The organism is Streptomyces sp. SAS_270, assembly GCF_052543295.1.
Genome location: NZ_JBMNDS010000075.1, coordinates 25,679 through 51,343, shown reverse-complemented (window position 1 = coordinate 51,343; position 25,665 = coordinate 25,679). Strand labels below are relative to the sequence as shown.

The 25,665-nt window shown below is 70.1% G+C and carries 28 protein-coding genes; 14 read left to right on the top strand and 14 right to left on the bottom strand.

What is annotated here, in order from left to right; genetic code table 11:
* Positions 1-160: 160 nt before the first annotated feature.
* Entirely contained in the window at positions 161-1,321 is a 1,161-nt protein-coding gene (gene dusB, locus ACN6LB_RS35765; protein WP_445029473.1) for a tRNA dihydrouridine synthase DusB, read from the bottom strand.
* 108 nt (positions 1,322-1,429) lie between these two features.
* Here dusB and ACN6LB_RS35760 point away from each other — a divergent pair, with 108 nt between their 5' ends.
* A complete protein-coding gene (locus ACN6LB_RS35760) occupies positions 1,430-2,875 on the top strand; it encodes an MFS transporter (RefSeq protein ID WP_445029472.1) in 1,446 nt (481 codons plus the stop codon).
* On the opposite strand, the gene ACN6LB_RS35755 is transcribed toward ACN6LB_RS35760, so the two are convergent.
* Complete coding sequence (locus ACN6LB_RS35755) at positions 2,864-3,850, bottom strand: helix-turn-helix transcriptional regulator (RefSeq protein WP_445029471.1); 987 nt, start codon at positions 3,848-3,850, stop codon at positions 2,864-2,866. The two genes, ACN6LB_RS35760 and ACN6LB_RS35755, sit on opposite strands and share 12 nt — an antisense overlap.
* Before the next feature lie 101 nt (positions 3,851-3,951).
* Between ACN6LB_RS35755 and ACN6LB_RS35750 the strand changes: the two genes are divergently transcribed.
* From ACN6LB_RS35750 to ACN6LB_RS35740, 3 genes are all read left to right on the top strand, one after another.
* A complete protein-coding gene (locus ACN6LB_RS35750; protein WP_445029470.1) occupies positions 3,952-5,397 on the top strand; it encodes an MFS transporter in 1,446 nt (481 codons plus the stop codon).
* Positions 5,398-5,418: 21 nt separating this feature from the next.
* The gene (locus ACN6LB_RS35745; RefSeq protein ID WP_356139486.1) at positions 5,419-5,940 is read left to right on the top strand and encodes a MarR family winged helix-turn-helix transcriptional regulator; all 522 of its coding nucleotides are present in this window, start codon (positions 5,419-5,421) and stop codon (positions 5,938-5,940) included.
* A gap of 76 nt (positions 5,941-6,016) precedes the next feature.
* Positions 6,017-6,223, top strand: coding sequence for a hypothetical protein (locus ACN6LB_RS35740; RefSeq protein ID WP_054235491.1), 207 nt, complete (start codon positions 6,017-6,019; stop codon positions 6,221-6,223).
* Between the two features lie 130 nt (positions 6,224-6,353).
* Here the strand turns inward: ACN6LB_RS35740 and ACN6LB_RS35735 are convergent, their stop codons facing one another.
* Positions 6,354-7,736 (bottom strand): glycine--tRNA ligase, encoded by a 1,383-nt coding sequence (locus ACN6LB_RS35735; protein ID WP_356139488.1) that lies wholly within the window; start codon positions 7,734-7,736, stop codon positions 6,354-6,356.
* Positions 7,737-7,897: 161 nt separating this feature from the next.
* On the opposite strand from ACN6LB_RS35735, the gene ACN6LB_RS35730 reads away from it, so the two are divergent.
* From ACN6LB_RS35730 to ACN6LB_RS35715, 4 genes are read left to right on the top strand one after another with little or no spacing between them, the layout of a single operon-like run.
* Positions 7,898-8,854, top strand: coding sequence for a metal ABC transporter substrate-binding protein (locus ACN6LB_RS35730; RefSeq protein ID WP_445029469.1), 957 nt, complete (start codon positions 7,898-7,900; stop codon positions 8,852-8,854).
* Positions 8,855-8,879: 25 nt separating this feature from the next.
* Positions 8,880-9,677 (top strand): metal ABC transporter ATP-binding protein, encoded by a 798-nt coding sequence (locus ACN6LB_RS35725; protein ID WP_356139491.1) that lies wholly within the window; start codon positions 8,880-8,882, stop codon positions 9,675-9,677.
* On the top strand, positions 9,677-10,585 hold the full coding sequence (locus ACN6LB_RS35720) for a metal ABC transporter permease (protein WP_356139493.1): 909 nt from the start codon (positions 9,677-9,679) through the stop codon (positions 10,583-10,585). The genes ACN6LB_RS35725 and ACN6LB_RS35720 overlap by 1 nt, the downstream gene beginning before the upstream one ends.
* A 58-nt stretch (positions 10,586-10,643) precedes the next feature.
* On the top strand, positions 10,644-11,060 hold the full coding sequence (locus ACN6LB_RS35715) for a Fur family transcriptional regulator (RefSeq protein WP_356139495.1): 417 nt from the start codon (positions 10,644-10,646) through the stop codon (positions 11,058-11,060).
* 19 nt (positions 11,061-11,079) lie between these two features.
* Here the strand turns inward: ACN6LB_RS35715 and ACN6LB_RS35710 are convergent, their stop codons facing one another.
* Positions 11,080-11,640, bottom strand: coding sequence for a YcxB family protein (locus tag ACN6LB_RS35710; RefSeq protein WP_445029468.1), 561 nt, complete (start codon positions 11,638-11,640; stop codon positions 11,080-11,082).
* A gap of 274 nt (positions 11,641-11,914) precedes the next feature.
* Between ACN6LB_RS35710 and ACN6LB_RS35705 the strand changes: the two genes are divergently transcribed.
* Entirely contained in the window at positions 11,915-14,311 is a 2,397-nt protein-coding gene (locus tag ACN6LB_RS35705) for a M4 family metallopeptidase (RefSeq protein WP_445029467.1), read from the top strand.
* Here the strand turns inward: ACN6LB_RS35705 and ACN6LB_RS35700 are convergent.
* From ACN6LB_RS35700 to ACN6LB_RS35675, 6 genes are read right to left on the bottom strand one after another with little or no spacing between them, the layout of a single operon-like run.
* The gene (locus tag ACN6LB_RS35700) at positions 14,298-14,846 is read right to left on the bottom strand and encodes a YcxB family protein (RefSeq protein WP_445029466.1); all 549 of its coding nucleotides are present in this window, start codon (positions 14,844-14,846) and stop codon (positions 14,298-14,300) included. The two genes, ACN6LB_RS35705 and ACN6LB_RS35700, sit on opposite strands and share 14 nt — an antisense overlap.
* Before the next feature lie 4 nt (positions 14,847-14,850).
* A complete protein-coding gene (locus ACN6LB_RS35695; RefSeq protein WP_445029465.1) occupies positions 14,851-15,702 on the bottom strand; it encodes an isoprenyl transferase in 852 nt (283 codons plus the stop codon).
* A 35-nt stretch (positions 15,703-15,737) separates the two neighbouring features.
* Positions 15,738-16,484: a DNA repair protein RecO gene (gene recO / locus ACN6LB_RS35690; protein ID WP_445029464.1), complete on the bottom strand. Its 747-nt coding sequence runs from the start codon at positions 16,482-16,484 to the stop codon at positions 15,738-15,740.
* Between the two features lie 22 nt (positions 16,485-16,506).
* Entirely contained in the window at positions 16,507-17,121 is a 615-nt protein-coding gene (locus ACN6LB_RS35685) for a DUF1266 domain-containing protein (RefSeq protein ID WP_445029463.1), read from the bottom strand.
* Positions 17,122-17,157: 36 nt separating this feature from the next.
* Positions 17,158-17,373 carry a hypothetical protein gene (locus ACN6LB_RS35680; RefSeq protein ID WP_356139535.1) on the bottom strand — a complete coding sequence of 72 codons (216 nt, stop codon included), beginning with the start codon at positions 17,371-17,373 and terminating at the stop codon, positions 17,158-17,160.
* A complete protein-coding gene (locus tag ACN6LB_RS35675; RefSeq protein ID WP_445029462.1) occupies positions 17,370-17,597 on the bottom strand; it encodes a hypothetical protein in 228 nt (75 codons plus the stop codon). The genes ACN6LB_RS35680 and ACN6LB_RS35675 overlap by 4 nt, the downstream gene beginning before the upstream one ends.
* A gap of 115 nt (positions 17,598-17,712) precedes the next feature.
* Between ACN6LB_RS35675 and ACN6LB_RS35670 the strand changes: the two genes are divergently transcribed.
* Complete coding sequence (locus ACN6LB_RS35670) at positions 17,713-18,546, top strand: helix-turn-helix domain-containing protein (protein ID WP_445029461.1); 834 nt, start codon at positions 17,713-17,715, stop codon at positions 18,544-18,546.
* On the top strand, positions 18,528-18,827 hold the full coding sequence (locus tag ACN6LB_RS35665) for a DUF397 domain-containing protein (protein WP_445029460.1): 300 nt from the start codon (positions 18,528-18,530) through the stop codon (positions 18,825-18,827). The genes ACN6LB_RS35670 and ACN6LB_RS35665 overlap by 19 nt, the downstream gene beginning before the upstream one ends.
* Here ACN6LB_RS35665 and ACN6LB_RS35660 read toward each other — a convergent pair.
* Complete coding sequence (locus tag ACN6LB_RS35660; protein ID WP_445029459.1) at positions 18,794-19,450, bottom strand: response regulator; 657 nt, start codon at positions 19,448-19,450, stop codon at positions 18,794-18,796. The two genes, ACN6LB_RS35665 and ACN6LB_RS35660, sit on opposite strands and share 34 nt — an antisense overlap.
* Complete coding sequence (locus ACN6LB_RS35655; RefSeq protein ID WP_445029458.1) at positions 19,447-20,655, bottom strand: sensor histidine kinase; 1,209 nt, start codon at positions 20,653-20,655, stop codon at positions 19,447-19,449. Before ACN6LB_RS35655 ends, ACN6LB_RS35660 begins: the two co-directional genes overlap by 4 nt.
* Positions 20,656-20,788: 133 nt before the next feature.
* Between ACN6LB_RS35655 and ACN6LB_RS35650 the strand changes: the two genes are divergently transcribed.
* Together ACN6LB_RS35650 and ACN6LB_RS35645 are read left to right on the top strand one after the other, a co-directional pair.
* On the top strand, positions 20,789-21,703 hold the full coding sequence (locus ACN6LB_RS35650) for an ATP-binding cassette domain-containing protein (RefSeq protein WP_445029457.1): 915 nt from the start codon (positions 20,789-20,791) through the stop codon (positions 21,701-21,703).
* The gene (locus ACN6LB_RS35645; protein ID WP_445029456.1) at positions 21,700-22,545 is read left to right on the top strand and encodes an ABC transporter permease; all 846 of its coding nucleotides are present in this window, start codon (positions 21,700-21,702) and stop codon (positions 22,543-22,545) included. Before ACN6LB_RS35650 ends, ACN6LB_RS35645 begins: the two co-directional genes overlap by 4 nt.
* On the opposite strand, the gene ACN6LB_RS35640 is transcribed toward ACN6LB_RS35645, so the two are convergent.
* Together ACN6LB_RS35640 and ACN6LB_RS35635 are read right to left on the bottom strand one after the other, a co-directional pair.
* Positions 22,520-22,969 carry a protein-tyrosine phosphatase family protein gene (locus ACN6LB_RS35640; RefSeq protein WP_445029454.1) on the bottom strand — a complete coding sequence of 150 codons (450 nt, stop codon included), beginning with the start codon at positions 22,967-22,969 and terminating at the stop codon, positions 22,520-22,522. The genes ACN6LB_RS35645 and ACN6LB_RS35640 overlap by 26 nt on opposite strands.
* A 35-nt stretch (positions 22,970-23,004) precedes the next feature.
* Entirely contained in the window at positions 23,005-23,745 is a 741-nt protein-coding gene (locus ACN6LB_RS35635) for a FadR/GntR family transcriptional regulator (protein WP_356139537.1), read from the bottom strand.
* Positions 23,746-24,020: 275 nt separating this feature from the next.
* Here ACN6LB_RS35635 and ACN6LB_RS35630 point away from each other — a divergent pair, with 275 nt between their 5' ends.
* Positions 24,021-25,652, top strand: a complete 1,632-nt coding sequence (locus ACN6LB_RS35630; RefSeq protein ID WP_445029453.1) for an ABC transporter substrate-binding protein — start codon at positions 24,021-24,023, stop codon at positions 25,650-25,652.
* Positions 25,653-25,665: the final 13 nt, after the last annotated feature.

Sequence of the window (25,665 nt, the reverse complement as noted above, 5' to 3'; positions counted from 1 at the left end):
AGCCGGCCCCCAGCCAAGCTCCGCCATGCTCGACCCCCGGGCAGTACGCCCACGCGGCGACGGGCAAGACGTACCGGCACGGACCCGACCCACCCACCGGCCCCACGCGAACGGCGCCCACGCCAGCAGACGGCACGGACCCGACCCACACCGCACCGCGTCACCCCCCCGACGTATCCAGCTCCGCATCCTCACTGACGCCCGCGCAGTCGTACGGATCCTTGAGCCAGCCGTCCGGCAGGACCACCCGGTTGTTGCCCGACGTACGCCCACGTGGGCCGTCCGCGCCCGTCGCCGGCCAGGCCTGGCCGAGGTCCAACTCGTCCAGCCCTGAACGGAGTTCGGACAGCGCCGAGGTGGTGGCCAGCCGCTTGCGCATCTCGGAGCCGACGGCGAACCCCTTCAGATACCAGGCCACGTGCTTACGGAAGTCGATGACACCCCGCGCCTCGTCCCCGATCCACTCACCGAGCAGCGTCGCATGCCGCACCATGACATCCGCGACCTCCCGCAACGTCGGACGCGCGTAAGCCTCCGGCTCCCGCCCCTCGAACGCCGCCACAAGGTCCCCGAACAGCCAGGGCCGCCCCAGGCACCCGCGCCCGACGACCACCCCGTCGCACCCGGTCTCCCGCACCATCCGCACGGCGTCCTCGGCCGACCAGATGTCCCCGTTGCCGAGCACGGGAATCTCCGGCACATGCTCCTTCAGCCGCGCGATCGCGTCCCAGTCGGCCGTACCGCCGTAGTGCTGCGCCGCCGTCCGCCCGTGCAGCGCGATCGCGGTGACGCCCTCCTCGACGGCGATCCGCCCGGCGTCGAGGTAGGTGATGTGATCGTCGTCGATGCCCTTGCGCATCTTCATCGTGACCGGCAGATCGCCCGCCCCCGACACGGCCTCGCGCAGGATCGCCCGCAGCAGGTTCCGCTTGAACGGCAGCGCGGACCCGCCCCCCTTGCGGGTCACCTTGGGCACGGGGCACCCGAAGTTCAGGTCGATGTGATCGGCGAGCCCCTCCTCCGCGATCATGCGGACGGCTTTCCCCACGGTGGCCGGGTCGACGCCGTACAGCTGGATCGACCGCGGCTTCTCAGTCGCGTCGAAGTGGATCAGCTGCATGGTCTTCTCGTTGCGCTCGACCAGCGCACGCGTGGTGATCATCTCGCTGACGAAGAGCCCCTTGCCACCACTGAACTCCCTGCACAGCGTGCGGAAGGGCGCGTTGGTGATCCCGGCCATGGGCGCGAGAACGACGGGCGGCTGGACGGTGTGCGGACCGATCGACAGCGGGGACACGGGAGCGAGAACGGGCGTGGGCATTCCCCCATTGTCACGCACGCGGGGAGGTGCCCGGCGAAGTTGCCGGGCAATGATCATGTAACACTCATTAGTTAGACGCACTATCGAAACGGGCGTACGATGAAGCGCATGCCCGAGCTCACCCACCGCCGCCGCATGCTCGTGCTCGCGATCTGCTGTATGAGCCTGCTGATCGTGAGCCTCGACAACACGGTGCTCAACGTCGCCCTGCCCTCGATGCAGAAGGACCTGCACGCGAGCGTGGCAGGCCTGCAGTGGACGATCGACGCCTACACCCTGGTCCTCGCCTCCCTGCTGATGCTGGCGGGCTCGACGGCCGACCGCATCGGCCGGAAGAAGATCTTCAAGGCGGGCCTGGTCCTGTTCACCGTCGGCTCGGTCCTCTGCTCCCTCGCCCCGAACCTGGAGTCGCTGGTCGCCTTCCGCATGGTGCAGGCGGTCGGCGGCTCGATGCTGAACCCGGTAGCGATGTCGATCATCACGAACACGTTCACGGACCCCCGCGAGCGGGCCCGGGCGATCGGCGTCTGGGGCGGCGTGGTCGGTATATCGATGGCGGCCGGCCCGATCGTGGGCGGACTGCTCGTCGACTCGGTCGGCTGGCGCTCGATCTTCTGGATCAACCTCCCGGTGGGCCTCGCGGCCCTGCTCCTGACCCTGCGCTACGTCCCCGAGTCCCGCGCCCCCAAGGCCCGCCGCCCCGACCCGTTCGGCCAGTTCCTGGTGATCGCGCTGCTCGGCTCGCTGACGTACGCGATCATCGAGGCACCCAGCTCCCCCGCCCTGCGGACGCTCGCCTTCGCCGCCATCGCCCTCGCCGCGCTGGCCGGCCTGCTCCGCTACGAGCCCCGCCGCACCGAACCCCTCATCGACCTGCGCTTCTTCCGCTCGGCACCGTTCAGCGGAGCAACGGTCATAGCGATCAGCGCGTTCGCGGCGCTGAGCGGCTTCCTCTTCCTCTCGACGCTCTACCTGCAGAACGTGCGGGGCCTGGACGCGCTGCACGCGGGCCTGTGGATGCTGCCGATGGCGGTGATGTGCTTCGTGTGCGCGCCGCTGTCGGGACGGCTGGTCGGCAGCCGCGGTCCGCGCCTCTCGCTGCTGATCGCGGGCGTGGCGACCACGGCGAGCGGGGTGCTGTTCGCGGGCTTCGAGGCGGAGACCTCGAACGTCACGCTCGTCCTCGGATACGTCCTCTTCGGCGTCGGCTTCGGCTTCGTGAACGCCCCCATCACCAACACGGCCGTCTCCGGGATGCCGCGCTCCCAGGCGGGCGTGGCCGCGGCGGTGGCGTCGACCAGCAGGCAGATCGGCGGCACGCTCGGCGTGGCCGTGATCGGCGCGGTACTGGCTTCCGGGGTGGGCTCCTCGCCGTACCGGGACGTGTTCGTGTCGGCGGCCCGCCCCGGCTGGTGGATCATCACGGCGTGCGGCCTCGCGGTGCTCGTCCTGGGTGCGCTGACCAGTGGAAAGTGGGCCCGAAGGACGGCGGAGCACACGGCGGAGCGCCTCCAGGAGAGGGAAATCGGCCAACCCGCCGCTTCACGAGCCTGACCCGCGCCCCACCCCCGCGCCGGCACCCTCCCGCTCCCCCTCCAGCGCGATCCGCCGAAGCCGCTCAAGCCGCGCCCGGGACTCCTCGTCGGCAGGCGCGTACGTCACCATGCGGGGCCCGCTGTGCGGTCCGAGCCACAGGTCGGTGTGGTCGAGCGTGAGCAGTCCGACGTGGGCGTTGCGGAACTGCTTGCGCTTGGTGCGGGCGCCGATGACCTCGTGCCGCTCCCAGGCCTCCCGGAACTCCGGGGACTCGGTGTTCAGCCGCTTGAGCAGGATCTTCCAGGCGGGCTCGGCGAGATGGTCGGCCATCGCGCCGCGGAACTTGGCGGCCATGAGCCGCATGGTCTCCTCGCGCTGGACGATGGACGCCTGCCAGTCCTGGTTGGTGTAGCACAGGAGCATGCAGTTGCGGTCCGCCACCGGCACGGCGTCGAGGTCGCAGAGCAGCAGCCGGTAGGTGCTGTTGTACGCGAGGATGTCGTAGCGGCTGTTCTGGATGCAGGCGGGGATCGGCTCCAGCTGTTGCAGCAGGATGCGCTGCGCGTCGGTGACCGAGGGGCAGCTCGCGCCGGGTGCGGGGTCGACGGACGCGGCGAGGTTGAAGAGGTGGGCGCGTTCGTTGACGTCGAGCAGCAGCGTGCGGGCCAGCGCGTCGAGCACCTGGACGGAGACCTGGATGTCCCGCGCCTGTTCCAGCCAGGTGTACCAGGTGACGCCGACCGCGGAGAGCTGTGCGACCTCCTCGCGGCGCAGGCCCGGGGTGCGCCGGCGGCGGCCGCGGGGCAGGCCGACCTGCTCGGGGGTGATGCGTTCGCGGCGGCTGCGCAGAAACGCGGCGAGCTCGTGCCGCCGGATCTCGGACGCCACGGACGCCGAGGGCCCCGACGACGCCGGACCCGCGGGGGCGTCCGAACGCACCGACGCCTGTGCCGTATGTGCTGCCACCTGTGCCCTGTCTGCCACGGTCGTCATCCCCCCAGCCTGCCTGACCCCTCACCCTGTTTCCAGGTACCGGTTCTACCAGGATAAAGAGACTCTGGTACCAGCCTGAGCGCCGAGCGACGCTGTCCTACGTGACCGAAACCCGAACCGGACCCATCACACCCACACCCACACCAGTCCGCCCGGCCGCCGCCCCACCCGTCCTCGGCGGCCTCGGACTCTTCACCGTGCTGCTCGGTGCGGCACTTCCGCTCATCGACTTCTTCATCGTGAACGTCGCCCTGCCGACGATCGGCCGGGACCTGCACGCGAGCGAGGCCGTCCTCGAACTCGTCGTCGCCGGGTACGGAGTCTCGTACGCCGTCCTCCTCGTCCTGGGCGGGCGCCTCGGCGACCTCTTCGGGCGCCGTCGGCTCTTCCTCGGCGGCATGGCCGCCTTCGGCGTCACCTCGCTGGCCTGCGGCCTCGCGCCGAGCGCCTGGACACTGGTCGCGGCGCGTGTGGCGCAGGGCGCGGCGGCCGCGGCGATGCTGCCGCAGGTGCTCGCCACCATCCAGTCGACGACCACCGGTGCGCGCCGCGCCAAGGCCATGGGCCTGTACGGCGCCACAGCCGGGCTCTCCATGGTGGCGGGCCAGATCCTGGGCGGCGTACTGGTGGCCGCCGACATCGCGGGCACGGGATGGCGCTCGGTGTTCCTCGTGAACGTGCCCGTCGTGGTCGTCGGCCTGTTCCTGGCCGCCCGCGCCGTGCCCGAGACGCGCTCGCAGCGCCCGGAGCCGATCGACGGCGCCGGCACGGTGCTGCTCGCCGTGGCGCTGCTGACGCTGCTGGCCCCGCTCACCGAGGGCAGGGCGGCGGGGTGGCCGCTGTGGACCTGGGTGGCGCTGGCGGCGTTCCCGTTCGCGGCGGCGGCGTTCTACTTCGTGGAGCGCCGAAAGGACCGCAGCGGCCGTACGCCGCTGGTGCCCCCGAGCCTGTTCGCCACGGTGTCGCTGCGCCGGGGTCTGATCCTGATCGTGCCGTTCTCGATCGGCTTCAGCGGCTTCATGTTCGTGATCGCGGTGGCGCTCCAGCGCGGTGCGGGCCTCGGCCCGGTACCGGCGGGCCTCGCACTCGCGCCGATGGCCGTCGTCTTCTTCGTCGTCTCGCTCTGCGGTCCGCGGCTCGTCGCCCGGTACGGCACCCGCGTGGTGACCGTCGGCGGTCTGATCCAGGCGGTCGGCGTGGCCCTGCTGGCACTCGCCGCCTGGCGGTCGTGGCCGGACCTGGGAGTGCTGGAGCTGCTGCCGGGCGCCGCGGTGGCGGGCGCCGGTCAGGCCCTCCAACTCCCCGTCATCTTCCGGATCATCCTCTCCGAGGTCCCGCCCGCACGGGCCGGTGTCGGCAGCGGCGTGATGATCACCACCCAGCAGTCGGCCCTGGCCCTCGGTGTGGCGACCCTGGGCACCCTCTTCCTCGGCCTGATACCGGGCATGGGCATGCGGGACGCCCTCGTGACGACCCTCCTCGTCCAGCTGGCAGCCGTGGCCCTCACCACAGCCCTCAGCCTGCGTCTGCCTCGAACGGTCAGCTAGGGGGTTCACTAGGGTGACGGCATGGCAGTGACACGCGACGACGTTCCCTCCCGGGAAGCCGAGGAGGGTGACAGCGAGCCGGACAGGGCCCTGCGCCCGCCGACGCTCCTCGCCCTTCCCTCCTATCTGGCGGGCCACGTCGCCCGGATCGGCCACCGCGCGCTGGTCGAGGCGCTCAAGGAACACGACCTCCGACTGCCGCACTTCGCGGTCCTCGCGGGCCTCGGGGACTTCGGCCCGCTCGCCCAGCACGAACTGGCCGACCGCCTCGACCTCAACCGCAGCCATCTCGTCGGCTATCTCGACGAGGTCGAGCGGCAGGATCTCGTACGGCGGGTACGGGACCCCGCGGACCGGCGGCGGCAGCGGGTCGCGCTCACCGCGGGAGGTGAAGTGCGGCTGGCCGAGCTGAAGACGGTGGCCGACCGCTCGCAGGCCGACTGCCTGGGCGCGCTGTCGGGGGCCGAGCGGGAGACCCTCACCGCGCTGCTGCGCCGCGTGGTGACGGTGGACGACGCGGGACGCGGAAACCCTTCCCGTTGATCTTGCCCATGCTGCACACTCCTTGCTGCGCAAGTGGCGCGGTACCGCGCGCCGCCACCCGGAGGCCGGAGGCGTCATGCTGCAGATCAACACGAGCAAGGTGAGCCGGTGGGACCAGCACGGCCGTGAGCACGTCGTCCATGTGCAACGTGCGGGCGTGCAGCGGACGATCAGATGCGACACCTGCGGCTGGCGCAAGGGCGCGCAGTTCCTGCCGTGGCTGAAGGCGGAGGAGCACCTCGCGGAGGCGCACCAGGCGACGGTGGACCCCACGGAGGGGTAGGGCGCCGGATGTCCGGCGCCAACGCCGAGGCGCCGCAAGGCTGTTGGGGCGCCGGAAGAAACACCGGACGGAATGCCCGAAGCCCCCGGTTCCGTGCGGAACCGGGGGCTTCGGGACGAACGCAGAGGTGTCAGCAGCCGATCAGGCGGCTGGCGAGGTAGCCCTCGATCTGGTCGAGGGACACGCGCTCCTGCTTCATCGAGTCGCGCTCGCGGACCGTCACCGCGTTGTCGTCGAGCGTGTCGAAGTCGACCGTGACACAGAACGGCGTACCGATCTCGTCCTGGCGGCGGTAGCGGCGGCCGATGGCGCCCGCGTCGTCGAACTCGATGTTCCAGTGCTGGCGCAGGGCCGCGGCCAGGCCCTTGGCCTTCGGGGAGAGCTCGGGGTTGCGCGAGAGCGGCAGGACCGCGACCTTCACCGGGGACAGGCGCGGGTCGAGGCGCAGCACCGTGCGCTTCTCCAGCTTGCCCTTGGCGTTGGGCGCCTCGTCCTCGACGTACGCGTCCAGCAGGAACGCGAGCATCGCGCGGCCGACACCGGCGGCGGGCTCGATGACGTACGGAGTCCAGCGCTCGCCGGCTTCCTGGTCGAAGTAGGAGAGGTCCTGGCCGGAGGCCTTGGAGTGCGCGGAGAGGTCGTAGTCCGTGCGGTTGGCGACACCCTCCAGCTCGCCCCACTCGTTGCCGCCGAACTGGAAGCGGTACTCGATGTCGGCGGTGCGCTTGGAGTAGTGGGAGAGCTTCTCCGCCGGGTGCTCGTACCAGCGCATGTTCTCCTCACGGAGACCCAGGCCGCGGTACCAGTTCCAGCGCTGCTCCATCCAGTACTCCTGCCACTTCTCGTCCTCGCCCGGCTTGACGAAGAACTCCATCTCCATCTGCTCGAACTCGCGGGTGCGGAAGATGAAGTTGCCGGGCGTGATCTCGTTGCGGAAGGACTTGCCCATCTGCGCGATGCCGAACGGCGGCTTCTTGCGCGAAGCGACCTGCACCTGGGCGAAGTTGGTGAAGATGCCCTGCGCGGTCTCGGGGCGCAGGTAGGCGACGGAGCCGCTGTCCTGCGTGGGGCCGAGGTGCGTGGAGAGCAGGCCGGAGAACTGCTTGGGCTCGGTGAACTGGCCCTTGTTGCCGCAGTTGGGGCAGTTGATGTCCGCGAGGCCGTTCTCCGGGGCGCGGTTGTGCTTCGCCTCGTAGGCCTCCTCCAGGTGGTCGGCGCGGTAGCGCTTGTGGCAGGAGGTGCACTCGGTGAGCGGGTCGGAGAACGTGGCGACGTGGCCGGAGGCGACCCAGACATCGGTGGCCAGGATCACCGACGAGTCGAGACCGACGACGTCCTCACGGGAGGTGACCATGTAACGCCACCACTGGCGCTTGATGTTCTCCTTGAGTTCGACGCCGAGCGGGCCGTAGTCCCAGGCGGCACGCTGTCCACCGTAGATCTCACTACAGGGGAAAACGAAGCCACGGCGCTTGCTCAGGCTGACGATGGTCTCGATCTTGTCGGCGGCCACGGTGCTCTCTTCAGTACGGACGGCAGCGAATGACTCAGGTTACCGGCGTGGCCCACCCTCGTATCAAATCGGTTGGGGGCTGTGCCCGGAGTGCGGGCTTACCGACTGCTTACTCAGGGGCTTGTTGACAATCGTTTCCACTTTTGTTGAAAATGGGTGTCATGAACGTACGACGACGCCTCATATCCGGGTCCGCGGTCCTGGCGGCCACCGCCCTCGGGCTCGGAACCCTCTCCGCCTGCTCCGACTCCTCCGCGGCCGACAACGGCGGGAAGCTCGACGTCGTGGCGTCGTTCTATCCGATGCAGTACCTCGCCGAGCAGATCGGCGGGAACCTGGTGAGCGTCACCAGCCTCACCCAGCCCGGCCAGGAGCCGCACGACCTGGAGATCAGCGCGAAGCAGACCGCGCAGCTCCAGGAGGCGGACGCCGTGCTCTACCTGAAGGGCCTGCAGCCGGCCGTCGACGACGCCGTGGCGCAGTCCGAGGTCAGGACCAAGGTCGACGCCGCGTCGCTGACCAGCCTGGAGAAGCACGGCAACGAGGTCGGCCGGCACGCGGCCGAGCACGACGATCACGCGGGCGAGGAGTCCGGCGGCACCGACCCGCACATCTGGCTCGACCCCGTGAAGTACGCCGAGGTCGCGAGCGGGGTCGGCAAGGCCCTGGAGAAGGCCGACCCGGACCATGCGGCGGAATACAAGAAGAACACCGCGGCGTTGGTCAGGAAGCTCGACGGCCTCAACACCCAGTACGAGACCGGGCTGAAGAACACCGAGACGAAGGTCTTCATCACCACGCACGCCGCCTTCGGCTACCTCGCCGAGCGCTACGGCCTCACCGAGGAGGCCATCACCGGTCTGGACCCGGAGTCGGAGCCCAGCGTGAACCGGGTGAAGGCGCTTGAGAAGATGGCGAAGGCCGACGGCGTCACCACGGTGTTCTACGAGACGCTCGTGAGCGACAAGACCGCCAAGACAGTCGCCCAGGACGCCGGCCTCAAGACGGACGTCCTCGACCCGATCGAGGGCATCACCGGCAAGTCCAGGGGCGACGACTACCTCCAGGTCATGGAGTCGAACCTGAAGGCGCTGCGGACGGCCCTCGGCGCGAAGTGACCTACGAACGATGGAGGACGGCGGCATGAGCGAGTCCGTCATGAGCGAGTCCCTCGGGGACGAGCCCGTCATTTCCCTGCGCGGAGTGACCGCGGAACTCGGCTCGCGCCCCGTCCTGCGCGGTATCGACCTCACCGTTCACCGCGGTGAGGTCGTCGCGCTGCTCGGCGCCAACGGCTCCGGGAAGTCGACCGCCGTGCGCAGCGTGATCGGTCAAGTCCCGGTCAGCAGCGGCGAGATCGAGCTGTTCGGCACCCCGCGGCGGCGCTTTCGTGAGTGGCGGCGCGTGGGATACGTGCCGCAGCGCACCACGGCCGCGGGCGGCGTGCCCGCCACGGTGAGCGAGGTCGTGTCCTCCGGCCGGCTCTCCCGCAGCCGCTTCGGCGTGCTGCGCAGGGCCGACCGTGAGGCCGTACGCAACGCCCTGGAGCTGGTCGGGATGGCGGACCGGGCCAAGGACCCCGTGGAGGCCCTCTCCGGCGGCCAGCACCAGCGGGTGCTGATCGCCCGCGCCCTCGCCTCCGAGCCCGAGCTGCTGATCATGGACGAGCCGATGGCCGGCGTCGACCTGGCCAGCCAGGAGATCCTCGCGCGGACCCTGCGCGAGCAGGTCGCCCGGGGCACCACCGTGCTGCTCGTCCTGCACGAGCTGGGCCCCCTGGAGCCGCTGATCGACCGTGCGGTCGTCCTGCGCGACGGCTGTGTGCTGCACGACGGCCCGCCACCCAAGGCCGTCGGCCAGCACGCCCTGCCCGGCCACGACCACGTCCACCCGCACGCGGCGTCGGACTCCGAACCGATCCGGACGGGACTGCTGAGCTGATGGACATCCTCGACTACGCCTTCATGCAGCGGGCGCTGCTGGCCGCCGTCCTCGTCGGCATCACCGCCCCCGCGATCGGCATCTTCCTCGTCCAGCGCCGCCAGGCCCTGATGGGCGACGGCATCGGTCACGTGGCGATGACGGGTGTCGGCCTCGGCTTCCTGCTGTCCAGCTCGCCGGTGTGGATGGCGACTGCCGTCTCGGTCGTCGGCTCGGTCCTGATGGAGCTGATCCGCTGGTACAGCAGGACACGCGGCGACATCGCGCTCGCGCTGCTCTTCTACGGCGGCATGGCGGGCGGCGTGATGCTGATCAACCTGGCGCCGGGCGGCTCCACGTCCAACCTGAACTCGTACCTCTTCGGCTCGCTGTCCACGGTCTCGGAGCAGGACGTGACGGCGATCTCCCTGCTCGCGGCCTTCGTCGTGCTGGTCACCGTCGGGCTGCGCCGCCAGCTGTTCGCGGTCAGCCAGGACGAGGAGTTCGCGCGGGTGACCGGGCTGCCGGTGCGCGCCCTGAACCTGCTCACGGCCGTCACCGCGGCGGTCACCGTGTCGGTGGCGATGCGGGTGGTCGGGCTGCTGCTGGTCTCCGCGCTGATGGTGGTGCCGGTGGCCGCCGCGCAGCAGCTCAGCCGCAGCTTCGCGGCGACGTTCGCGATCGCCGTTGCCATCGGCGTCGCGGTGACGCTGGGCGGCACCACGACGTCGTACTACAAGGACGTTCCGCCCGGGGCGACGATCGTGCTGATGGCGATCGGTGTCTTCCTGCTGCTCAACGCGCTCGCGGCCCCGCTGGCCAGGCGCAAGGCGCGGGCCCTGGCGGCCGAGCAGGCGGCGGCCGGCGCGGACCCGGCGGAGTGTGCGATTCCGGCCACCCGCGCTCCGACGGGAAAGGTCGGCGTCTGACCGCGCACAGTCCGGCCTGGCACAATGGCCGGGCAAGGGCAGACGTGAGGAGGCAACGGTGACAACCGCTGGATCGCCCGTACGCGGCCGTTCCACCCGGCAGCGTGCCGCCGTGGCGGCAGCGCTCGACGAGGTGGACGAGTTCCGCAGTGCGCAGGAGCTCCACGACATGCTCAAGCACAAGGGCGACTCGGTCGGGCTGACCACCGTCTACCGCACGCTCCAGTCCCTCGCCGACGCCGGCGAGGTCGACGTCCTGCGTACCTCCGAGGGTGAGTCCGTCTACCGGCGCTGTTCCTCCGGTGAGCACCACCACCATCTCGTCTGCCGGGTCTGCGGCAAGGCGGTCGAGGTGGAGGGTCCGGCCGTGGAGAAGTGGGCCGAGGCGATCGCGGCGGAGCACGGCTATGTGAACGTGGCGCACACCGTGGAGATCTTCGGCACATGCGCCGACTGCGCGGCGGCGAAGGGCTGACGCCGCCGCCCCTCGGATTTCAGACGCGGGTCAGGTTGCGGTCGAGGAGGGCCCGCAGCCGGTCCACGTCGGCGGGGTGCTGCACGGCGCGCTTGGGCAGCACGGTGAAACCGACGGCGTTCCTGTCGGCGCTGAACAGCGCGAACACGTCCGCGGTCTCGCGGTAGCGGGGCTGTGCGACCCAGTTGACGGTGGCCGTGGTGTTGTCGGTGGCCACGGCGACCCCGGCGTCCGTCACGGTCACCCGGAAGGTGCCCTGCCGCTCGGCGAGGCGGAAGACCTGCCGCGCCTGGAGCCAGGGCGTCAGGGAGAGCAGCGCCACCGTGCCGACGATCCAGATCAGCGGGAACAGCTCCACTCTGTTCCCGGCCAGCGCGACCCCGGCCTCCGCGAGAACGAAGACGGCCGCGAAGCCGATCACCCAGAACCTCGTACGGCCCGCCCGGCTGATCCGCCTGCGCGCCCGCAGCGCCGACGTGAAGTCCGCGACGCTCGGCAGGTACGCCAGCTCGACCGATTCCTGCACGTCCGGCCGCACATTCTGCTGCGCGCCCTGTGCGGCTTCCCCACCCATGTCCATGAGCCGGGATCGTAATGCCCTTCGTCGAGCGCCCTCGGCGAGGGGTGCGGTAGAGGGATAACCCTCGACTCACCCCGCTACCGCTGACATGTGCTGGTCAATCGTGCGACCCTCCCTCCAGTTCTCACACAGGTCCCGCACACACCCGGACCCAGCCTGGGTTCTGCACGGCACCGCCCCGCACCGCACTGCTCAGCTCGTCCCGGGCAGCACACCTCCGTCTGCCCGGGCTGTCACCGGTCGCCGAGGCGCGGCCGTCGCAGTAGGAGTACGAGTGAGACGAACCCCCCGTAGAGCGGCCGCGGCCGGAGCCCTGGTGGCCGCCGCCTCCCTTCTGACCGTCGGTATCCAGACGGTCCCGGCGACCGCCAAGCCCGCCGCCCCCCACCCCAGCCCCCTGCGCACCGGGGGTCTGGAGGCGAAGCTCACCCCCGCCCAGCACGCGACGCTGCTGAAGAGCGCGTCGAAGAAGACCACGGCGACCGCGCGGTCGATCGGTCTGGGCACCAAGGAGAAGCTGGTCGTCAAGGACGTCGTCAAGGACAACGACGGCACCGTCCACACCCGTTACGAGCGCACCTACGCCGGTCTGCCGGTGCTCGGCGGTGACGTGATCGTGCACACCCCGCCGGCCTCCCTGGCCTCCGGCACGGTGAGCACCACGTTCAACAGCAAGCGCACCGTCAAGGTCGCCACGACCACCGCGGCCGTCACCAAATCCGCCGCGCAGAGCAAGGCGCTCAAGGCCGCCAAGGACCTCAAGGCGGACAAGCCCACCGCCGACAGCGCCCGCAAGGTGATCTGGGCCGGCAGCGGCACCCCGAAGCTCGCCTGGGAGTCCGTGATCGGCGGCTTCCAGGACGACGGCACGCCCAGCAAGCTGCACGTCATCACCGACGCCACCACCGGCAAGGAACTCCACCGCTACCAGGGCGTGGAGACCGGCACCGGCAACACCCAGTACAGCGGCACGGTGTCGCTGAGCACGACCCTGTCCGGGTCGACGTACCAGCTGTACGACACCACGCGCGGCGGCCACAAGACGTACAGCCTCAACAACGGCACGTCGGGCACCGGCACCCTGATGACGGACGCCGACGACGTGTGGGGCACCGGGTCCGGGTCCAACACCCAGACCGCGGGCGCGGACGCGGCCTACGGGGCCCAGGAGACCTGGGACTTCTACAAGAACACCTTCGGGCGCAGCGGCATCAAGAACGACGGGGTCGCGGCGTACTCGCGCGTCCACTACAGCTCGGCGTACGTCAACGCCTTCTGGGACGACGACTGCTTCTGCATGACCTACGGCGACGGTTCGGGCAGCACGCACGCGCTCACCTCGATCGACGTCGCGGGCCACGAGATGAGCCACGGTGTCACCTCCAACACCGCGGGCCTGGACTACAGCGGTGAGTCCGGCGGGCTCAACGAGGCGACCTCCGACATCTTCGGCACCGGTGTGGAGTTCTACGCCAACAACACCTCCGATGTGGGCGACTACCTCATCGGCGAGAAGATCGACATCAACGGCGACGGCTCGCCGCTGCGTTACATGGACAAGCCGAGCAAGGACGGCGGCTCCGCGGACAGTTGGTACTCCGGGGTCGGCAACCTGGACGTGCACTACTCCTCGGGCCCGGCGAACCACATGTTCTACCTGCTCTCCGAGGGCAGCGGCAGCAAGGTCATCAACGGCGTGACCTACAACAGCCCGACCTCCGACGGCGTGGCCGTCGCGGGCATCGGCAGGGCCGCGGCCCTGCAGATCTGGTACAAGGCGCTGACGACGTACATGACGTCCAGCACCAACTACGCCGGGGCGCGCACCGCCGCACTGAACGCCGCGACGGCGCTGTACGGCTCCGGCTCCACCCAGTACGCGGGGGTGGCGAACGCCTTCGCCGGCATCAACGTGGGCGGCCATGTCACCCCGCCGACCAGCGGTGTGACGGTCACCAACCCGGGCAGCCAGTCGTCGACCGTCGGCACCGCGGTGAGCCTGCAGGTCTCGGCGAGCTCGACCAACAGCGGCTCCCTGTCGTACGCGGCGACCGGCCTGCCCACGGGCCTGTCGATCAACAGCTCCACGGGCGCCATCACCGGCACCCCGACGACGGCCGGCAGCTACAGCACCACCGTCACGGTGACCGACAGCACCGGCGCGACCGGTACGGCGTCCTTCACCTGGACCGTCAGCTCCACCGGAGGCGGTTCCTGCACCTCGGCGCAGCTGCTGGGCAACCAGGGCTTCGAGTCCGGCAACACCACCTGGACGGCCACCAGCGGAGTGATCGACAACTCCAGCAGCGAGGCGGCCCACGGCGGCTCCTACAAGGCCTGGCTCGACGGGTACGGCTCCACGCACACCGACACGCTGTCCCAGTCGGTGACGATCCCGAGCGCCTGCACCGGCACCACGTTCACGTTCTACCTGCACATCGACTCGGCGGAGACGACCACCAGCACGCAGTACGACAAGCTGACGGTCACCGCCGGTTCGACGACTCTGGCGACCTACTCGAACCTCAACAAGGCGACCGGGTACGTCCAGAAGTCGTTCAGTCTCTCGGCGTTCGCCGGCTCCACGGTCACCCTGAAGTTCAGCGGCGTCGAGGACTCCTCGCTGCAGACGAGCTTCGTGGTCGACGACACGGCGGTCACCACCAGCTGACGCTGCCGCGTCGGGCCAGGTTGCGGTCGAGAACCGACCGCAGCCTGGCCACGTCCGTGGGGGCGCCGCGTTTCGGCAGCAGGACCGGCACGGGCGAGGCCGGGTCGAGGAGGACGAAGGTGCGGCGCGTCTCGGCGCAGCGCTTCACCTCGGCCCAGCGGGTCATGGTGCCGGCGCCCCGGTCGGTGGTGACCCTCACGCCCCACCCGTCCACGAGCGTGCGGTGCTCGCCCCGCGCCGCCGCCCGCCGATGGAAGTGGTGGGCCTGCAGCCACGGCAGCACCACCAGGCCGAGCAGGGCCGCGCCCGGCATGGCGAGGGCCATCGGCCGTACGGTGCCGCCGAGGAACAGGGGCACCGCGCCGACGAGGATCCCGAGCCCGGCGGAGCCGAGGAGCAGCCGGCGGGCGAGGCGACCGGCGGCCGAGGCCTTCGCGTGGGCGCGGAACGCCTCACGGAACTCCCCCGCCGTCGCGACGTACACCAGCTCGACGCTCTGCCGGTCCCCGTCCCCGTCCCCGCCCCCGTCGGCCATCGGTTCAGCCCTCCTCGGGCCGGCCCTTCATGGCCTCTTCCATCTCCACGAGCTTCTCGTTGGGGACGGCGCCGCCGAAGCGGCGGTCGCGCTGCGCGAACTCGACGCAGGCGCGCCACAGATCGCGGCGGTCGAAGTCGGGCCACAGCACGTCCTGGAAGACCATCTCGGCGTAAGCGCTCTGCCAGAGAAGGTAGTTGGAGGTGCGCTGCTCACCGCTCGGCCGCAGGAAGAGGTCCACGTCCGGCATGTCCGGGTAGTAGAGGTACTTCGCGAACGTCTTCTCGGTGACCTTCGACGGGTCCAGCCGTCCGGCCTTCACGTCCTCCGCGAGGGCGAGGGCCGCGTCCGCGATCTCGGCACGGCCGCCGTAGTTCATGCAGAAGTAGAGCGTGAGCTTGTCGTTGTCCTTGGTCTGCTCCTGGGCGATCTGGAGCTCCTTGGCGACGGACTTCCACAGCTTGGGCATCCGGCCCACCCAGCGCACCCGGATACCGAGGGCGTCGAGCTGGTCGCGGGTCTTGCGGATGAAGTCCCGGTTGAAGTTCATCAGGAAGCGCACCTCGTCCGGCGAGCGCTTCCAGTTCTCGGTGGAGAAGGCGTACAGCGAGATCGCGCCGACGCCCATCTCGATCGCGCCCTGCAGTACGTCGAGCACGCGCTCGGCGCCGACCTTGTGCCCCTCGGTGCGCGGCAGCCCGCGCTCCTTGGCCCAGCGTCCGTTGCCGTCCATGACGATCGCCACATGGTTGGGGATCAGCTCACCCGGGAGCTTCGGCGCGCGGGCGCCCGACGGGTGCGGCTCCGGCGTTTGGTACTCGCTGCGCCGGCGCCCCAGGAACCCGCGTACGACCATGTGCTTCTCGTCTCCCTCTTGCTTGTGTGTGGTGCTTACTTCTCTACGAAACGCAGGGAGCGCAGACCGCGCTCAAGGTGCCAGTGCAGATACGCCGACACCAGCCCGCTGCCCTCCCTGACGTACCGCGGCTCGCACGCGTCCGCGGCCTCCCAGTCTCCCGTCAGCAGTGCGCCGAGGAGTTCGAGGGCCCCTGCCGAGGGTACGACGCTGCCGGGCACCCGGCAGTCGGCGCAGACGGAACCTCCCGCGGCGACCGAGAAGAACCGATTCGGTCCCGGCATACCGCACTTCGCGCAGGCGCTGAAGCTGGGCGCGTAGCCGTTCACGGCGAGGGAGCGCAGCAGGAAGGCGTCGAGGACGAGGTGCGGTTCGTGCTCGCCGCGGGCGAGGGTGCGCAGCCCGCCGACGAGCAGCAGGTACTGCTGCACCGCGGGCTCGCCCTCGTGGTCGGTGAACCGCTCGGCCGTCTCCAGCATCGCCGTGCCGGCCGTGTACCGCGCGTAGTCGGTGACGATCCCGCCGCCGTACGGAGCGATCGTCTCGCTCTGTGTGCACAGCGGCAGCCCGCGCCCGACCAGCTCGCTGCCCCGCGCGAAGAACTGCACGTCGACGTGGGAGAACGGTTCGAGCCGCGCCCCGAACTTCGACTTGGTCCGTCGCACACCGCGCGCTACGGCGCGTACGCGGCCGTGACCGCGGGTGAGCAGGGTGATGATCCGGTCCGCTTCACCCAGCTTCTGGGTGCGCAGCACGATGCCGTCGTCGCGGAACAGGCTCATGGGGCCATTCTCGCGTACGGAATCAGCGAGCGTGGTCGGGGCGGCCGATCGTCTCCCACGGGGCCATGTTCCAGGGGCTGGACCTGTTCGCCGGATCCAGCAGCGACCTCAGATGCGCGTCGGACACCGCCTGCGGCGCGGGCGGGTCCGGGTCCCCCCTGTCCTGGAGGTTGTCGCGCCAGACCATCCGCCCCAGCAGGTAGTGCTCGGCGTACTCCTTCCACGAGGTGTACGACCGCACCACCGACGGCACGATGTTCTTCAGTGCCGTCCATGTGTCGGCCTCGCTCAGCATCCCTGCCGCGAAGCCCCTGCGGGAGATGTCCACGTAGAGTCCCGCGTCCCACGCGAGCGGCTCCACGCCGAGCCGCCGGCGCGCCCCCGCGCGGTAGCCGCTCCGCGCGAGGTCGTCGAGCCGGTCGACCAGTTCGGCACGCGAGGTGATCTCCCACTGGTCGGCCAGCCACCGGCGGCCCTGCTCGTCGTCGATGCGGGTGAACGGATACAGGGTCGTCCGCGAAGCGTCCCGGTCCCGGTTCACCGGGGCGCTCAGCGACACCATCCACAGCTGGTGCATGGTGAGGGGAACGGGGTACTTGCGCACGGCCTTCGGCCCGCGACGGTTCCATATCGCCATGCGGCCGCACCCTACGTCACCCCGGGTACGGCCCGGTCAAGGAACCTCACCGCGGCTGCGCGCATTGGCGTACGCCGTCGCCGCGCTGAGCCGTTCCGCCAGGGTCGCCCTGCGCACGTCCTCCGGTGCGCAGTCCCACTCCCTGCCGCCGCCGTACGGTCTCAGCTGGACGTACGGTCCCTCGTGCCCCATGACCACTCCCACTCTTCCGGTACGGGTGTCCACCACGTACGAACTGACCGGCGGCTTCACCGCAGCGCCGCCAGGAGCTTCGCCGCCGTGTCGAGGGAACATCCGCCCAATTCCACCAGCGGACAGGGTGCCTCGCGCGCCAAAGTCGCCGGGTCGATCCGCAGTGACGGCAACTTAATTCCGGCCTTTGCGAGTACCGACCGCAATTCCTTCACAATGTCCTCCGCCTCCTCGACACAGAGCGTCGAGTGTCGTCCCCCGAGTAGTGCGTTTTCTTCCGTCACCGTGCTCCCCTTCTCCTTTGAGTTTCACGCTTCGCATCTCCACGATGACGCTCTGCGCCTACACTCGGCAGGAGTCTGTCCGCTACAAGTGCGGCGCAGCGCAGGGGGGTTGGCCATGGCCAATGGTTCACGACAGGCGGCCTGGGAGTTCTTCGGCGCGGAGCTGAAGCGGCGACGCGAGGACGCGGGGCTCACCCAGGTGGAGCTGGGGACGAGGGTCTTTGTCTCCGGGGGCTACATCGGACAGTTCGAACAGGCTATTCGGAAGCCGCAGTTGGATGTGGCGGTGCGGATTGATGAGATCCTGCAAACCGACGGCATTTTCGAGCGGCTATGGCGAAAGCTCATCAAGGATCAGCCGTATACCGAGTACTTCGCGCACGTGGTGGAACTGGAACGGCTGGCGACGAAGATCTGCCAGTACGCACCAGCGGTGGTACCGGGACTCCTCCAAACGCGGGAGTACGCGCGAGCGATGTATCTGGCGGGCAATCCGCTCGCTGTTGACGAGTACATCGAAGAGCTGGTCAATGCGCGCATGGACCGAACACGGCTGCTCAAGGACGCTACACGACCCGTGTATTGGGCGGTCCTCCATGAGACGGTCCTGCGCATCGTCGTCGGTAGCGCGGCGGTCATGGCACACCAGTTGGACCGCATTGCGGCACTGGCGCGAGAGCGCAAGGTAGTGCTGCAGGTGCTGCCGTTCGCAGCGGGGGCGCACCCTGCCATGGGCAAACTGATGACACTCATGGAGTTCGAGGACGCTCCGCCAACCCTCTATACAGAAGGCGTGTCTTCGGGGAATCTGCTGGACGAACCAGCAGTGGTGAAGCGGAACCAGTCGTCTTACGATCTCATCAGGGCCGTCGCGATGTCGCCGGAGGCGTCCCTATCTCTGATCGAGTCGGCAGCGGAGGACCACAGACGATGCGCGAGTACGACCTGAGCAACGCCCGCTGGCGCAAGAGCAGCCACAGCAGCGGAGACGCCGGGGAGGAATGCATCGAGGTCGCCTACGACTTCATCGGCGCCGCCCAGTGGCGCAAGAGCAGCCACAGCGGCGGCAGCGGCGGGGAGGCCTGCGTCGAGGTAGCCGACGGCCTCCCCGGCGTCGTCCCCGTCCGCGACAGCAAGGTCCAGGACGGCCCCGTCCTCCTCATCGGCGCCCCCGCCTGGACCGCGTTCGTCGGGGGTCACCTCGTGACGGAGACCAACCCCGCCTCGTAGGCGATGATCACCAGCTGGACCCGGTCCCGGGCGTCCAGCTTGGACAGCAGGCGGGTCAGGTACGTCTTGGCCGTGGCCACGGTGATGAAGAGCTGTTCGGCTATCTCCGTGTTGGAGAGGCCGCTGCCGACGAGGGTGAGAACCTCCCGCTCGCGTTCGGTGATGGCGGTCAACGGGCGCCGCACCCGCGCCTGTTCGGGGCGGGCGGCGAAGTCCTGGATGAGGCGGCGGGTCACGCTGGGGGCGATCAGGGCGTCACCGGCCGCGACCACGCGGATCGCGGCGAGGATGTCGTCGAGGCCCATGTCCTTGACGAGGAAACCGGCGGCGCCCGCGCGCAGCGCCCCGTAGACGTAGTCGTCGTCGTCGAAGGTCGTGAGGACGACGATGTGGGTGTCGCCGGTGCCGGCGGTGATGCGGCGCGTCGCCTCGATGCCGTCGACGCCGGGCATGCGGATGTCCATGACGACGACGTCGGGGCGGAGTTCCCCGGCGAGGCGGACGGCCTCCTCGCCGTTCGCGGCCTCGCCGACCACCTCGACGTCGTCGATGTCGGCGATGACCATGCGCAGGGCCGTGCGGATGAGCTGCTGGTCGTCGGCGAGGACGACGCGGATCGTCATCGTGCTCCCGCCTCGGCCATCGCGGGGACCGGCAGGCGGGCGGTCACCCGGAAGCCGCCCGAGGGGCCGGGCGCGGCGGTGAACTCGCCGTGCAGCAGGGCGACCCGCTCACGCATCCCGGCCAGCCCGAACCCGGTGTCGGTGGTCGTGCCACGGCCCCGGCCGCCGTCGGCGATCTCGATGGAGAGGGCGTCGTCGTCGCCGTAGCCGATGAGGACCTCGCAGGAGTCGGTGGCGGCGTGCCGTACGACGTTGGTGACGGACTCCTGGATGATGCGGAACGCGGACAGGTCGATGTCCGGCGGCAGTTGGCGGCGCTCGCCCTTCCAGTGGACGTCAACCCGGACGCCCGCGGCGGTCGTCGCGGCGGCGAGACGGTCGACGTCGGCGAGGCCCGTCGCCTCCAAGGCGGGGCCGTGGTCGGCCTGGCGGAGGGCCACGAGCATGCGGCGCAGGCCGGAGAGGGTCTCACGGCCCGCGTTCTCGACGGCGGTCATGGCCTCGCGGGCGGCGTCGGGCTGCGTGGTGACGACACGGGCCGCCGCGCCCGCCTGGAGGGCGATGATGCCGATGCTGTGGGCGACCATGTCGTGCATCTCGCGGGCTATGCGCAGCCGTTCGGTGGTGACGGCCTGCTCGGCGGCCTGCGCGCTGAGCCTGTCGGCGTACTCGCGGGTGCGGTGGGTCGCGTTGCCGAGGAGCCAGGCGATGACGGTGATGAGGGCGACGGCGAGTTCGGCCGACGTGGCGGCGGACCAACTGCGCAGGACCCGTACGGAGATCCAGCCCACCAGCATGGCGAGCGCGAGGGCGACGGCGATGGCGCCGGTGCGGCGGTCCTGCTGGGCCGCGATGAAGTACAGGGCGACGGCGACGGCGACGAACTGGGCGAGCGGGATCCCGCCGACGCCCAGGGTGGTCGTCACAAAGCCTGCGGCGGTGAGTTGCAGGGCGAGGGCCCGCAGGGGGCGCCGGGGCAGGATGCGGCCGCCGTACAGGGCCATCGCACCGGACAGCGCGAGGAACGTCAGGCCGTCCCAGCGGTAGAGCTGGGCCGCGGGCCACTGGCCGGGCTCGTACTCGCCGGGCAGCCGGAAGGTCGTCAGGAGCGTGAACAGCGTGCTCGCGCACCAGGTCGCGGCCACCCAGCCACCCGGCGGCACGCGCTTGAGCAGGGGAAGCGGCGGAGACGGCGTGACATGCATGGCGCGATCGTAGACGCGGGGATGCGGGCGGTCATCGGCCCGCGGACGTACAACCGGGGTCGACACCCGCGGCGGGCGAATGTCGGCGGCGGGGCGATGCCCGGCCGGTGCCGCGGGCGAGACGGTGTCGCATGTGATCGAAGTCAACGAGCTCACCAAACGGTACGGCCCCGCCCTGGCCGTGAACCGCCTCTCCTTCACCGTCCGTCCCGGCCGGGTCACCGGCTTCCTCGGCCCCAACGGCGCGGGCAAGACGACGACGCTGCGCATCCTGCTGGGCCTGATCGAGGCGAGTGGCGGCACGGCGACCATCGACGGGCAGCCCTTCCGCCACCATCCGCGCGGCCTGCGGCACGTGGGCGCACTGCTCGACGCGGGCGATGTGCACGGCGGACGCAGCGCACGCGCCCATCTGGCGGCGCTGGCGCGCAGCAACCGCATTCCGCGCGGACGGGTGGACGAGGTGCTGGAGGAGGTGGGGCTCGCGGGTGCGGCGGCCAAGCCCCGCATCGACGGGTTCTCGCTGGGCATGAGGCAACGCCTCGGTATCGCGACGGCGTTGCTCGGCGACCCGCCGGTGCTGTTGTTCGACGAGCCGCTCAACGGGCTCGACCCGGAGGGCGTGTTGTGGGTGCGCGGGCTGTTTCGCCGACTGGCCGGCGAGGGGCGGACGGTGTTCGTCTCCAGCCATCTGATGTCCGAGATGGAGCACACGGCGGACGACCTGATCGTCATCGGACGCGGGGAGCTGATCGCCGCGGAGAGCCTGGCGGAGTTCGCCGCGCGCGGCAGCCGCACGACCGTGACCGTGCGCACGCCGGATGCGACCGCGCTGGCGTCCGTGCTGTCCGCCGAGGGCGCGGCGGTGGCGCCGTACGACGACCGCACGATGAAGGTGACGGGCCTGAGCGCCGCCCGCATCGGTGAACTCGCCTTCCACCACCGGGTGTTGCTCGAAGAGCTGACCCCGCAGGCGGCTTCGCTCGAAGCGGCCTTCATGGAACTGACCGCCGACAGCGTCGAATACCTGGCCGGGGAGTCCCGATGACGACAGCCGCCGTACCCCTGCGCGCCGCCGAGCCGCGCGCCCGCTTCACCGACCTCCTCGCCGCCGAGTGGATCAAACTCCGCTCGCTGCGCTCGACCTACTGGGCGCTCGGGGCCAGCGCCTTCGCGATCATCGCCTTCAACACGAACGCGGCCCGCACGGACACCTATCCCGTGGACACCGCGGCCCAGCGGGCGGAACACGTGGAGATGGCGCTGCGCGACGCCTTCACCCAGGGCGCCGCCCTGATCATGGTTCTGGCGGTGGCGAGCATCGGTGCGATCACGGTCGTCGGCGAGTACGCCACGGGTCTGATCCGCACGACGTTCGCCGCGGTCCCGGCCCGCCGCTCGGTGATGGGGGCGAAGCTCACGGTCGTGACGGCCGTGATGACGGTGTACGGCGCCGTCGTCGCCGCGGCTTCCTTCGCTGCGACCCAGGCGATCCTGTCCGCCCGCGGCGCCGATGTCCCGCTCAGCCAACCCGGCGCCCTGCGCGTCGTCGTGGCGTCCGCGCTCCTCGCCCCGGTCAGCGCCCTGGCCGGGATGGCTCTGGGCGCCCTGATCAGGCACAGCGCGACGACGATGGTCCTCATCACCGGCGTCCTGCTGCTCCTGCCGTCCTTCATCACCGACCGCTACCGCTGGACGGCGGCCATCCGCAACGCCCTCCCCTTCAACGCCTGGTCCCGCCTGGCCGACATGGCCTACGGCCACAACCAGCACATGCTGTTCCCCCGCTACTACCCGCACACCCTCACCGGGAGCTGGATCGTGTACGGGGCGTGGGCCCTCGTGTCGGCGGTCGTCGTGGTGGTCATGGTGGACCGGCGGGACCTGTGAAGCGCCGGACGTAGCGCCGCTGCCAGGGCGTCTCCACGGCATGCCGGTCGTAGTGGCGGCGTACGAAGTCCACCGCCTCGTCGGCCGGTACGCCGTCCAGCACCGCCAGACAGGCCAGGGCCGTCCCGGTGCGGCCGCGGCCGCCGCCGCACGCGATCTCGACGCGTTCGCCGGCGGCCCGCTCCCAGGCACCGGCGAGCAGCTCGCGGGCCCGCCCGCGGTCGCTCGGCAGGCGGAAGTCCGGCCAGCGCAACCAGTCGGCGGACCACGGGACTTGGGGAGGTTCCTTGCCGAGGAGGTACACCGCGTACGTGGCGGCCGGAGCGCCTGCCGGGAGGGGGCGGGGCAGGGCGCGGCCGCGGACCAGACGTCCGGAGGGCAGCCGCAGGATGCCGGGGTCGTCGGGGTTCCACCGCTCGCTCATGCCCGAAGCCTACGAGGCGGCCCGGCAGGCCCTGCTCAGCCGACGCCGCGCGATTCCTGGGCCGCCCGCGCCTCGATGCCGCGGAAGTGGTCCGCCATGGCCTTCTGGGCGCCCTCGACGTCCCGGGCGCGCAGCGCGGTGACGATGTCGCGGTGGCGGCGGACCGTGACCTCCGGGGCCGGGTCGTCGGTCCAGCCGCGCACGCCGGCGACCCGGCGGAAGACGGTCCAGAACGCGCCGAGGAGCTGGGGGACGAGGGCGTTGCCGAGGGAGGCGTACAGCAACTCGTGGAACTCGTGGTCGAGTTCGGGGAAGGGGCGGCCCTCGCGGCCTGCCGCGTCCATGGCGTCCACGACCGCTTCGAGCTGGTCCAGCTCCGCTTCGGAGAGGGTGGCCGCGACCCGGCGGATCAGCCCCTCCTCCATGACCTCGCGGACCTGAAGAATTTCGGCCAACGCGCCTGTCTCGGCGTCGGGTTGGGCGAGCGTGCGGAAGGTGAGCCCGTCGACGAGCGGGTTCATGGAGGCGTGGCCGACATACGTGCCGTAGCCGTGCCTGATCTCGACTATGTCGAGCGCCTGCAGGGCCTTGAGGGCTTCACGGACGGAGTTGCGGCTCACGCCGAGGTCGGTCATCAGCTCGGTCTCGGTGGGCAGCGGCGCGCCTGCCGGGAGCCTGCGGTCGAGGATCAGCTGCATGACCTCGTGCTGGATCTGACTGCTCACCCGCCGTTCGGACCTCCGGCGGTTTCCGGTCTCCTCGGACATGCGCCGCATCGTACGCTCGCTGGACATCGGACGTCCCACCTCCGGGCCAATCAGGTACCGACTACCCGCAATTCACGCCGTCATTGGTCGCACCTGTGGAAGATACGCCATTCGTGTGCGATCCCTTGACCGGCCTCGCGCCGCCTTCCTATGGTCACGCTGCCGCCTATGACGTAGGACGTCGTATCTCCCGCCTCTCACGGAGATCGATCCCCCACCGGACCACTTCGGACCACTTCCCCGCTGGACCACTCCCTGCTGGACCACCCCCTGCTGGAGGAACCGTGCGCGACGTGAACCCCGACGGACCGGCGCTGCACCGCCGGTCGTTCCTGAAGTACACCGGCGCGCTGGGTGCCGCCGCAGCCCTCACCTCCTCGCTCTCCGCGTGCTCGTCCGGACCGGAGTCCACCAACGACACCGGTGGCGGCAAGGGCGGGAGGAACGGCACGCTGACCGCCGTCATCGGCTACGGAAACGACGGCACCTGGGACCCGACCCAGACCGCGTCGGCGTTCTGCATGGCCGCCAACAACCACATCTACGAGGGTCTTCTCGACACCGACCCGATCTCCCGCGAGCCGTACGCGGCGCTCGCCACCGAGGTGCCCGCCGACCTCTCCGGCACCTCCTGGAAGTTCACGCTGCGCGCGGGCGCCAAGTTCCACGACGGCAAGCCCGTCACCGCCGACGACGTGGTGTTCGTCTTCGACCGGATCCTCGACCCGAAGACACAGACCCTGGCCAAGGGCTTCTTCGCGCCGTGGCTGAAGCAGGTCAAGAAGATCGACGCGCAGAACGTCGAGCTCGTCCTCAAGTTCCCCTTCCCCGAAGGGATTTCACGGCTCACACTCGCCAAGATCATGCCGAAGCACGTGTTCTCGAAGCCGGGCGCCTGGGACGACGCGATCAGGGGCAAGGCGGTGGGCTCGGGCCCCTACCGGCAGACCGCCCACCACCCGAAGTCGAACACCACCTTCGAGGCCTTCGCCGACTACAACGGCCCGCGCGAAGCGGCCTTCAAGAAGATGAACTGGCTGACCATCGTGGACGCGGCCCCCCGCGTGGCGAAGATCTCCGGCGCGAGCGCCGGTGCGCAGATCGCCGACAACATCCCGTACGCCAACATCGGACAGCTGAAGAAGAGCGGGCTGACGGTCGCGGGCGGCGCCGGGATGAACAACCTGTTCCTGATGTTCAACACCAAGCACAAGCCCTTCGACGACGTACGGGTGCGGCAGGCGCTCCACTACGCCGTCGACACCGGCAAGATGATCGAGGTCGCCCTCAAGGGCCACGGCAAGCCGTCGAGTTCGTTCCTGAACGAGGCCAACCCCGCCTACCGGCCCGCGAAGACGGTCTACGACTACGACCCCGAGAAGGCCAAGCAGCTTCTCAAGGAGGCCGGGGTCAAGGGCCTGAAGATCGAAATCCTTGCGGTGAACGTCAGTTGGATCGTGGACTGCCTGCCCACCATCAAGGCGTCCTGGGACGCGATCGGCGTGCAGACCACGCTCTCGCCGCAGGAGACCACCGCCGTCTTCACGAAGATGGACCAGAAGCAGGACTACCAGGTGGTCGCCGCCGCCTCCAACCCCAACCAGTTCGGCCTCGACGCCGACCTGATCATGCACTACAACTACGGCCCCCAGAACATCTGGATGCAGTACTCCCGCTGGGCCGACAACCCGGTGGCCAAAAAGCTCTTCAAGGACATGGACCGGGCAACCCAGGAGCCGGACGCCGACCGGAAGAAGTCGATGATCCAGGACTACATCGACACCGTCGCCGAACAGGCCGTGCTCTACCCGGTGGTCCACAACGAGCTGATGACGGCATGGGACCCGAAGAAACTCACCGGCATCCGCGCCCAGCCCTACCCGGGCATCAACCTGCTCCAGGCCAAGTGGGTTTAGGAGTACGGGAGTC

What these genes read in the sequence shown, in the direction of transcription:
- ACN6LB_RS35755 (WP_445029471.1), bottom strand. Translation starts at nt 3,850, where the DNA reads ATGACGACCGTGGCAGACAGGGCACAGGTGGCAGCACATACGGCACAG.
- ACN6LB_RS35640 (WP_445029454.1), bottom strand. Translation starts at nt 22,969, where the DNA reads ATGAGCGAGCGGTGGAACCCCGACGACCCCGGCATCCTGCGGCTGCCC.
- ACN6LB_RS35655 (WP_445029458.1), bottom strand. Translation starts at nt 20,655, where the DNA reads ATGCATGTCACGCCGTCTCCGCCGCTTCCCCTGCTCAAGCGCGTGCCG.
- ACN6LB_RS35760 (WP_445029472.1), top strand. Translation starts at nt 1,430, where the DNA reads ATGCCCGAGCTCACCCACCGCCGCCGCATGCTCGTGCTCGCGATCTGC.
- ACN6LB_RS35700 (WP_445029466.1), bottom strand. Translation starts at nt 14,846, where the DNA reads ATGGCCGACGGGGGCGGGGACGGGGACGGGGACCGGCAGAGCGTCGAG.
- ACN6LB_RS35660 (WP_445029459.1), bottom strand. Translation starts at nt 19,450, where the DNA reads ATGACGATCCGCGTCGTCCTCGCCGACGACCAGCAGCTCATCCGCACG.
- ACN6LB_RS35670 (WP_445029461.1), top strand. Translation starts at nt 17,713, where the DNA reads ATGGCCAATGGTTCACGACAGGCGGCCTGGGAGTTCTTCGGCGCGGAG.
- ACN6LB_RS35745 (WP_356139486.1), top strand. Translation starts at nt 5,419, where the DNA reads ATGGCAGTGACACGCGACGACGTTCCCTCCCGGGAAGCCGAGGAGGGT.
- ACN6LB_RS35645 (WP_445029456.1), top strand. Translation starts at nt 21,700, where the DNA reads ATGACGACAGCCGCCGTACCCCTGCGCGCCGCCGAGCCGCGCGCCCGC.
- ACN6LB_RS35695 (WP_445029465.1), bottom strand. Translation starts at nt 15,702, where the DNA reads ATGGTCGTACGCGGGTTCCTGGGGCGCCGGCGCAGCGAGTACCAAACG.
- ACN6LB_RS35635 (WP_356139537.1), bottom strand. Translation starts at nt 23,745, where the DNA reads ATGCGGCGCATGTCCGAGGAGACCGGAAACCGCCGGAGGTCCGAACGG.
- ACN6LB_RS35730 (WP_445029469.1), top strand. Translation starts at nt 7,898, where the DNA reads ATGAACGTACGACGACGCCTCATATCCGGGTCCGCGGTCCTGGCGGCC.
- ACN6LB_RS35720 (WP_356139493.1), top strand. Translation starts at nt 9,677, where the DNA reads ATGGACATCCTCGACTACGCCTTCATGCAGCGGGCGCTGCTGGCCGCC.
- ACN6LB_RS35740 (WP_054235491.1), top strand. Translation starts at nt 6,017, where the DNA reads ATGCTGCAGATCAACACGAGCAAGGTGAGCCGGTGGGACCAGCACGGC.
- dusB (WP_445029473.1), bottom strand. Translation starts at nt 1,321, where the DNA reads ATGCCCACGCCCGTTCTCGCTCCCGTGTCCCCGCTGTCGATCGGTCCG.
- ACN6LB_RS35665 (WP_445029460.1), top strand. Translation starts at nt 18,528, where the DNA reads ATGCGCGAGTACGACCTGAGCAACGCCCGCTGGCGCAAGAGCAGCCAC.
- ACN6LB_RS35685 (WP_445029463.1), bottom strand. Translation starts at nt 17,121, where the DNA reads ATGGCGATATGGAACCGTCGCGGGCCGAAGGCCGTGCGCAAGTACCCC.
- ACN6LB_RS35725 (WP_356139491.1), top strand. Translation starts at nt 8,880, where the DNA reads ATGAGCGAGTCCGTCATGAGCGAGTCCCTCGGGGACGAGCCCGTCATT.
- recO (WP_445029464.1), bottom strand. Translation starts at nt 16,484, where the DNA reads ATGAGCCTGTTCCGCGACGACGGCATCGTGCTGCGCACCCAGAAGCTG.
- ACN6LB_RS35710 (WP_445029468.1), bottom strand. Translation starts at nt 11,640, where the DNA reads ATGGACATGGGTGGGGAAGCCGCACAGGGCGCGCAGCAGAATGTGCGG.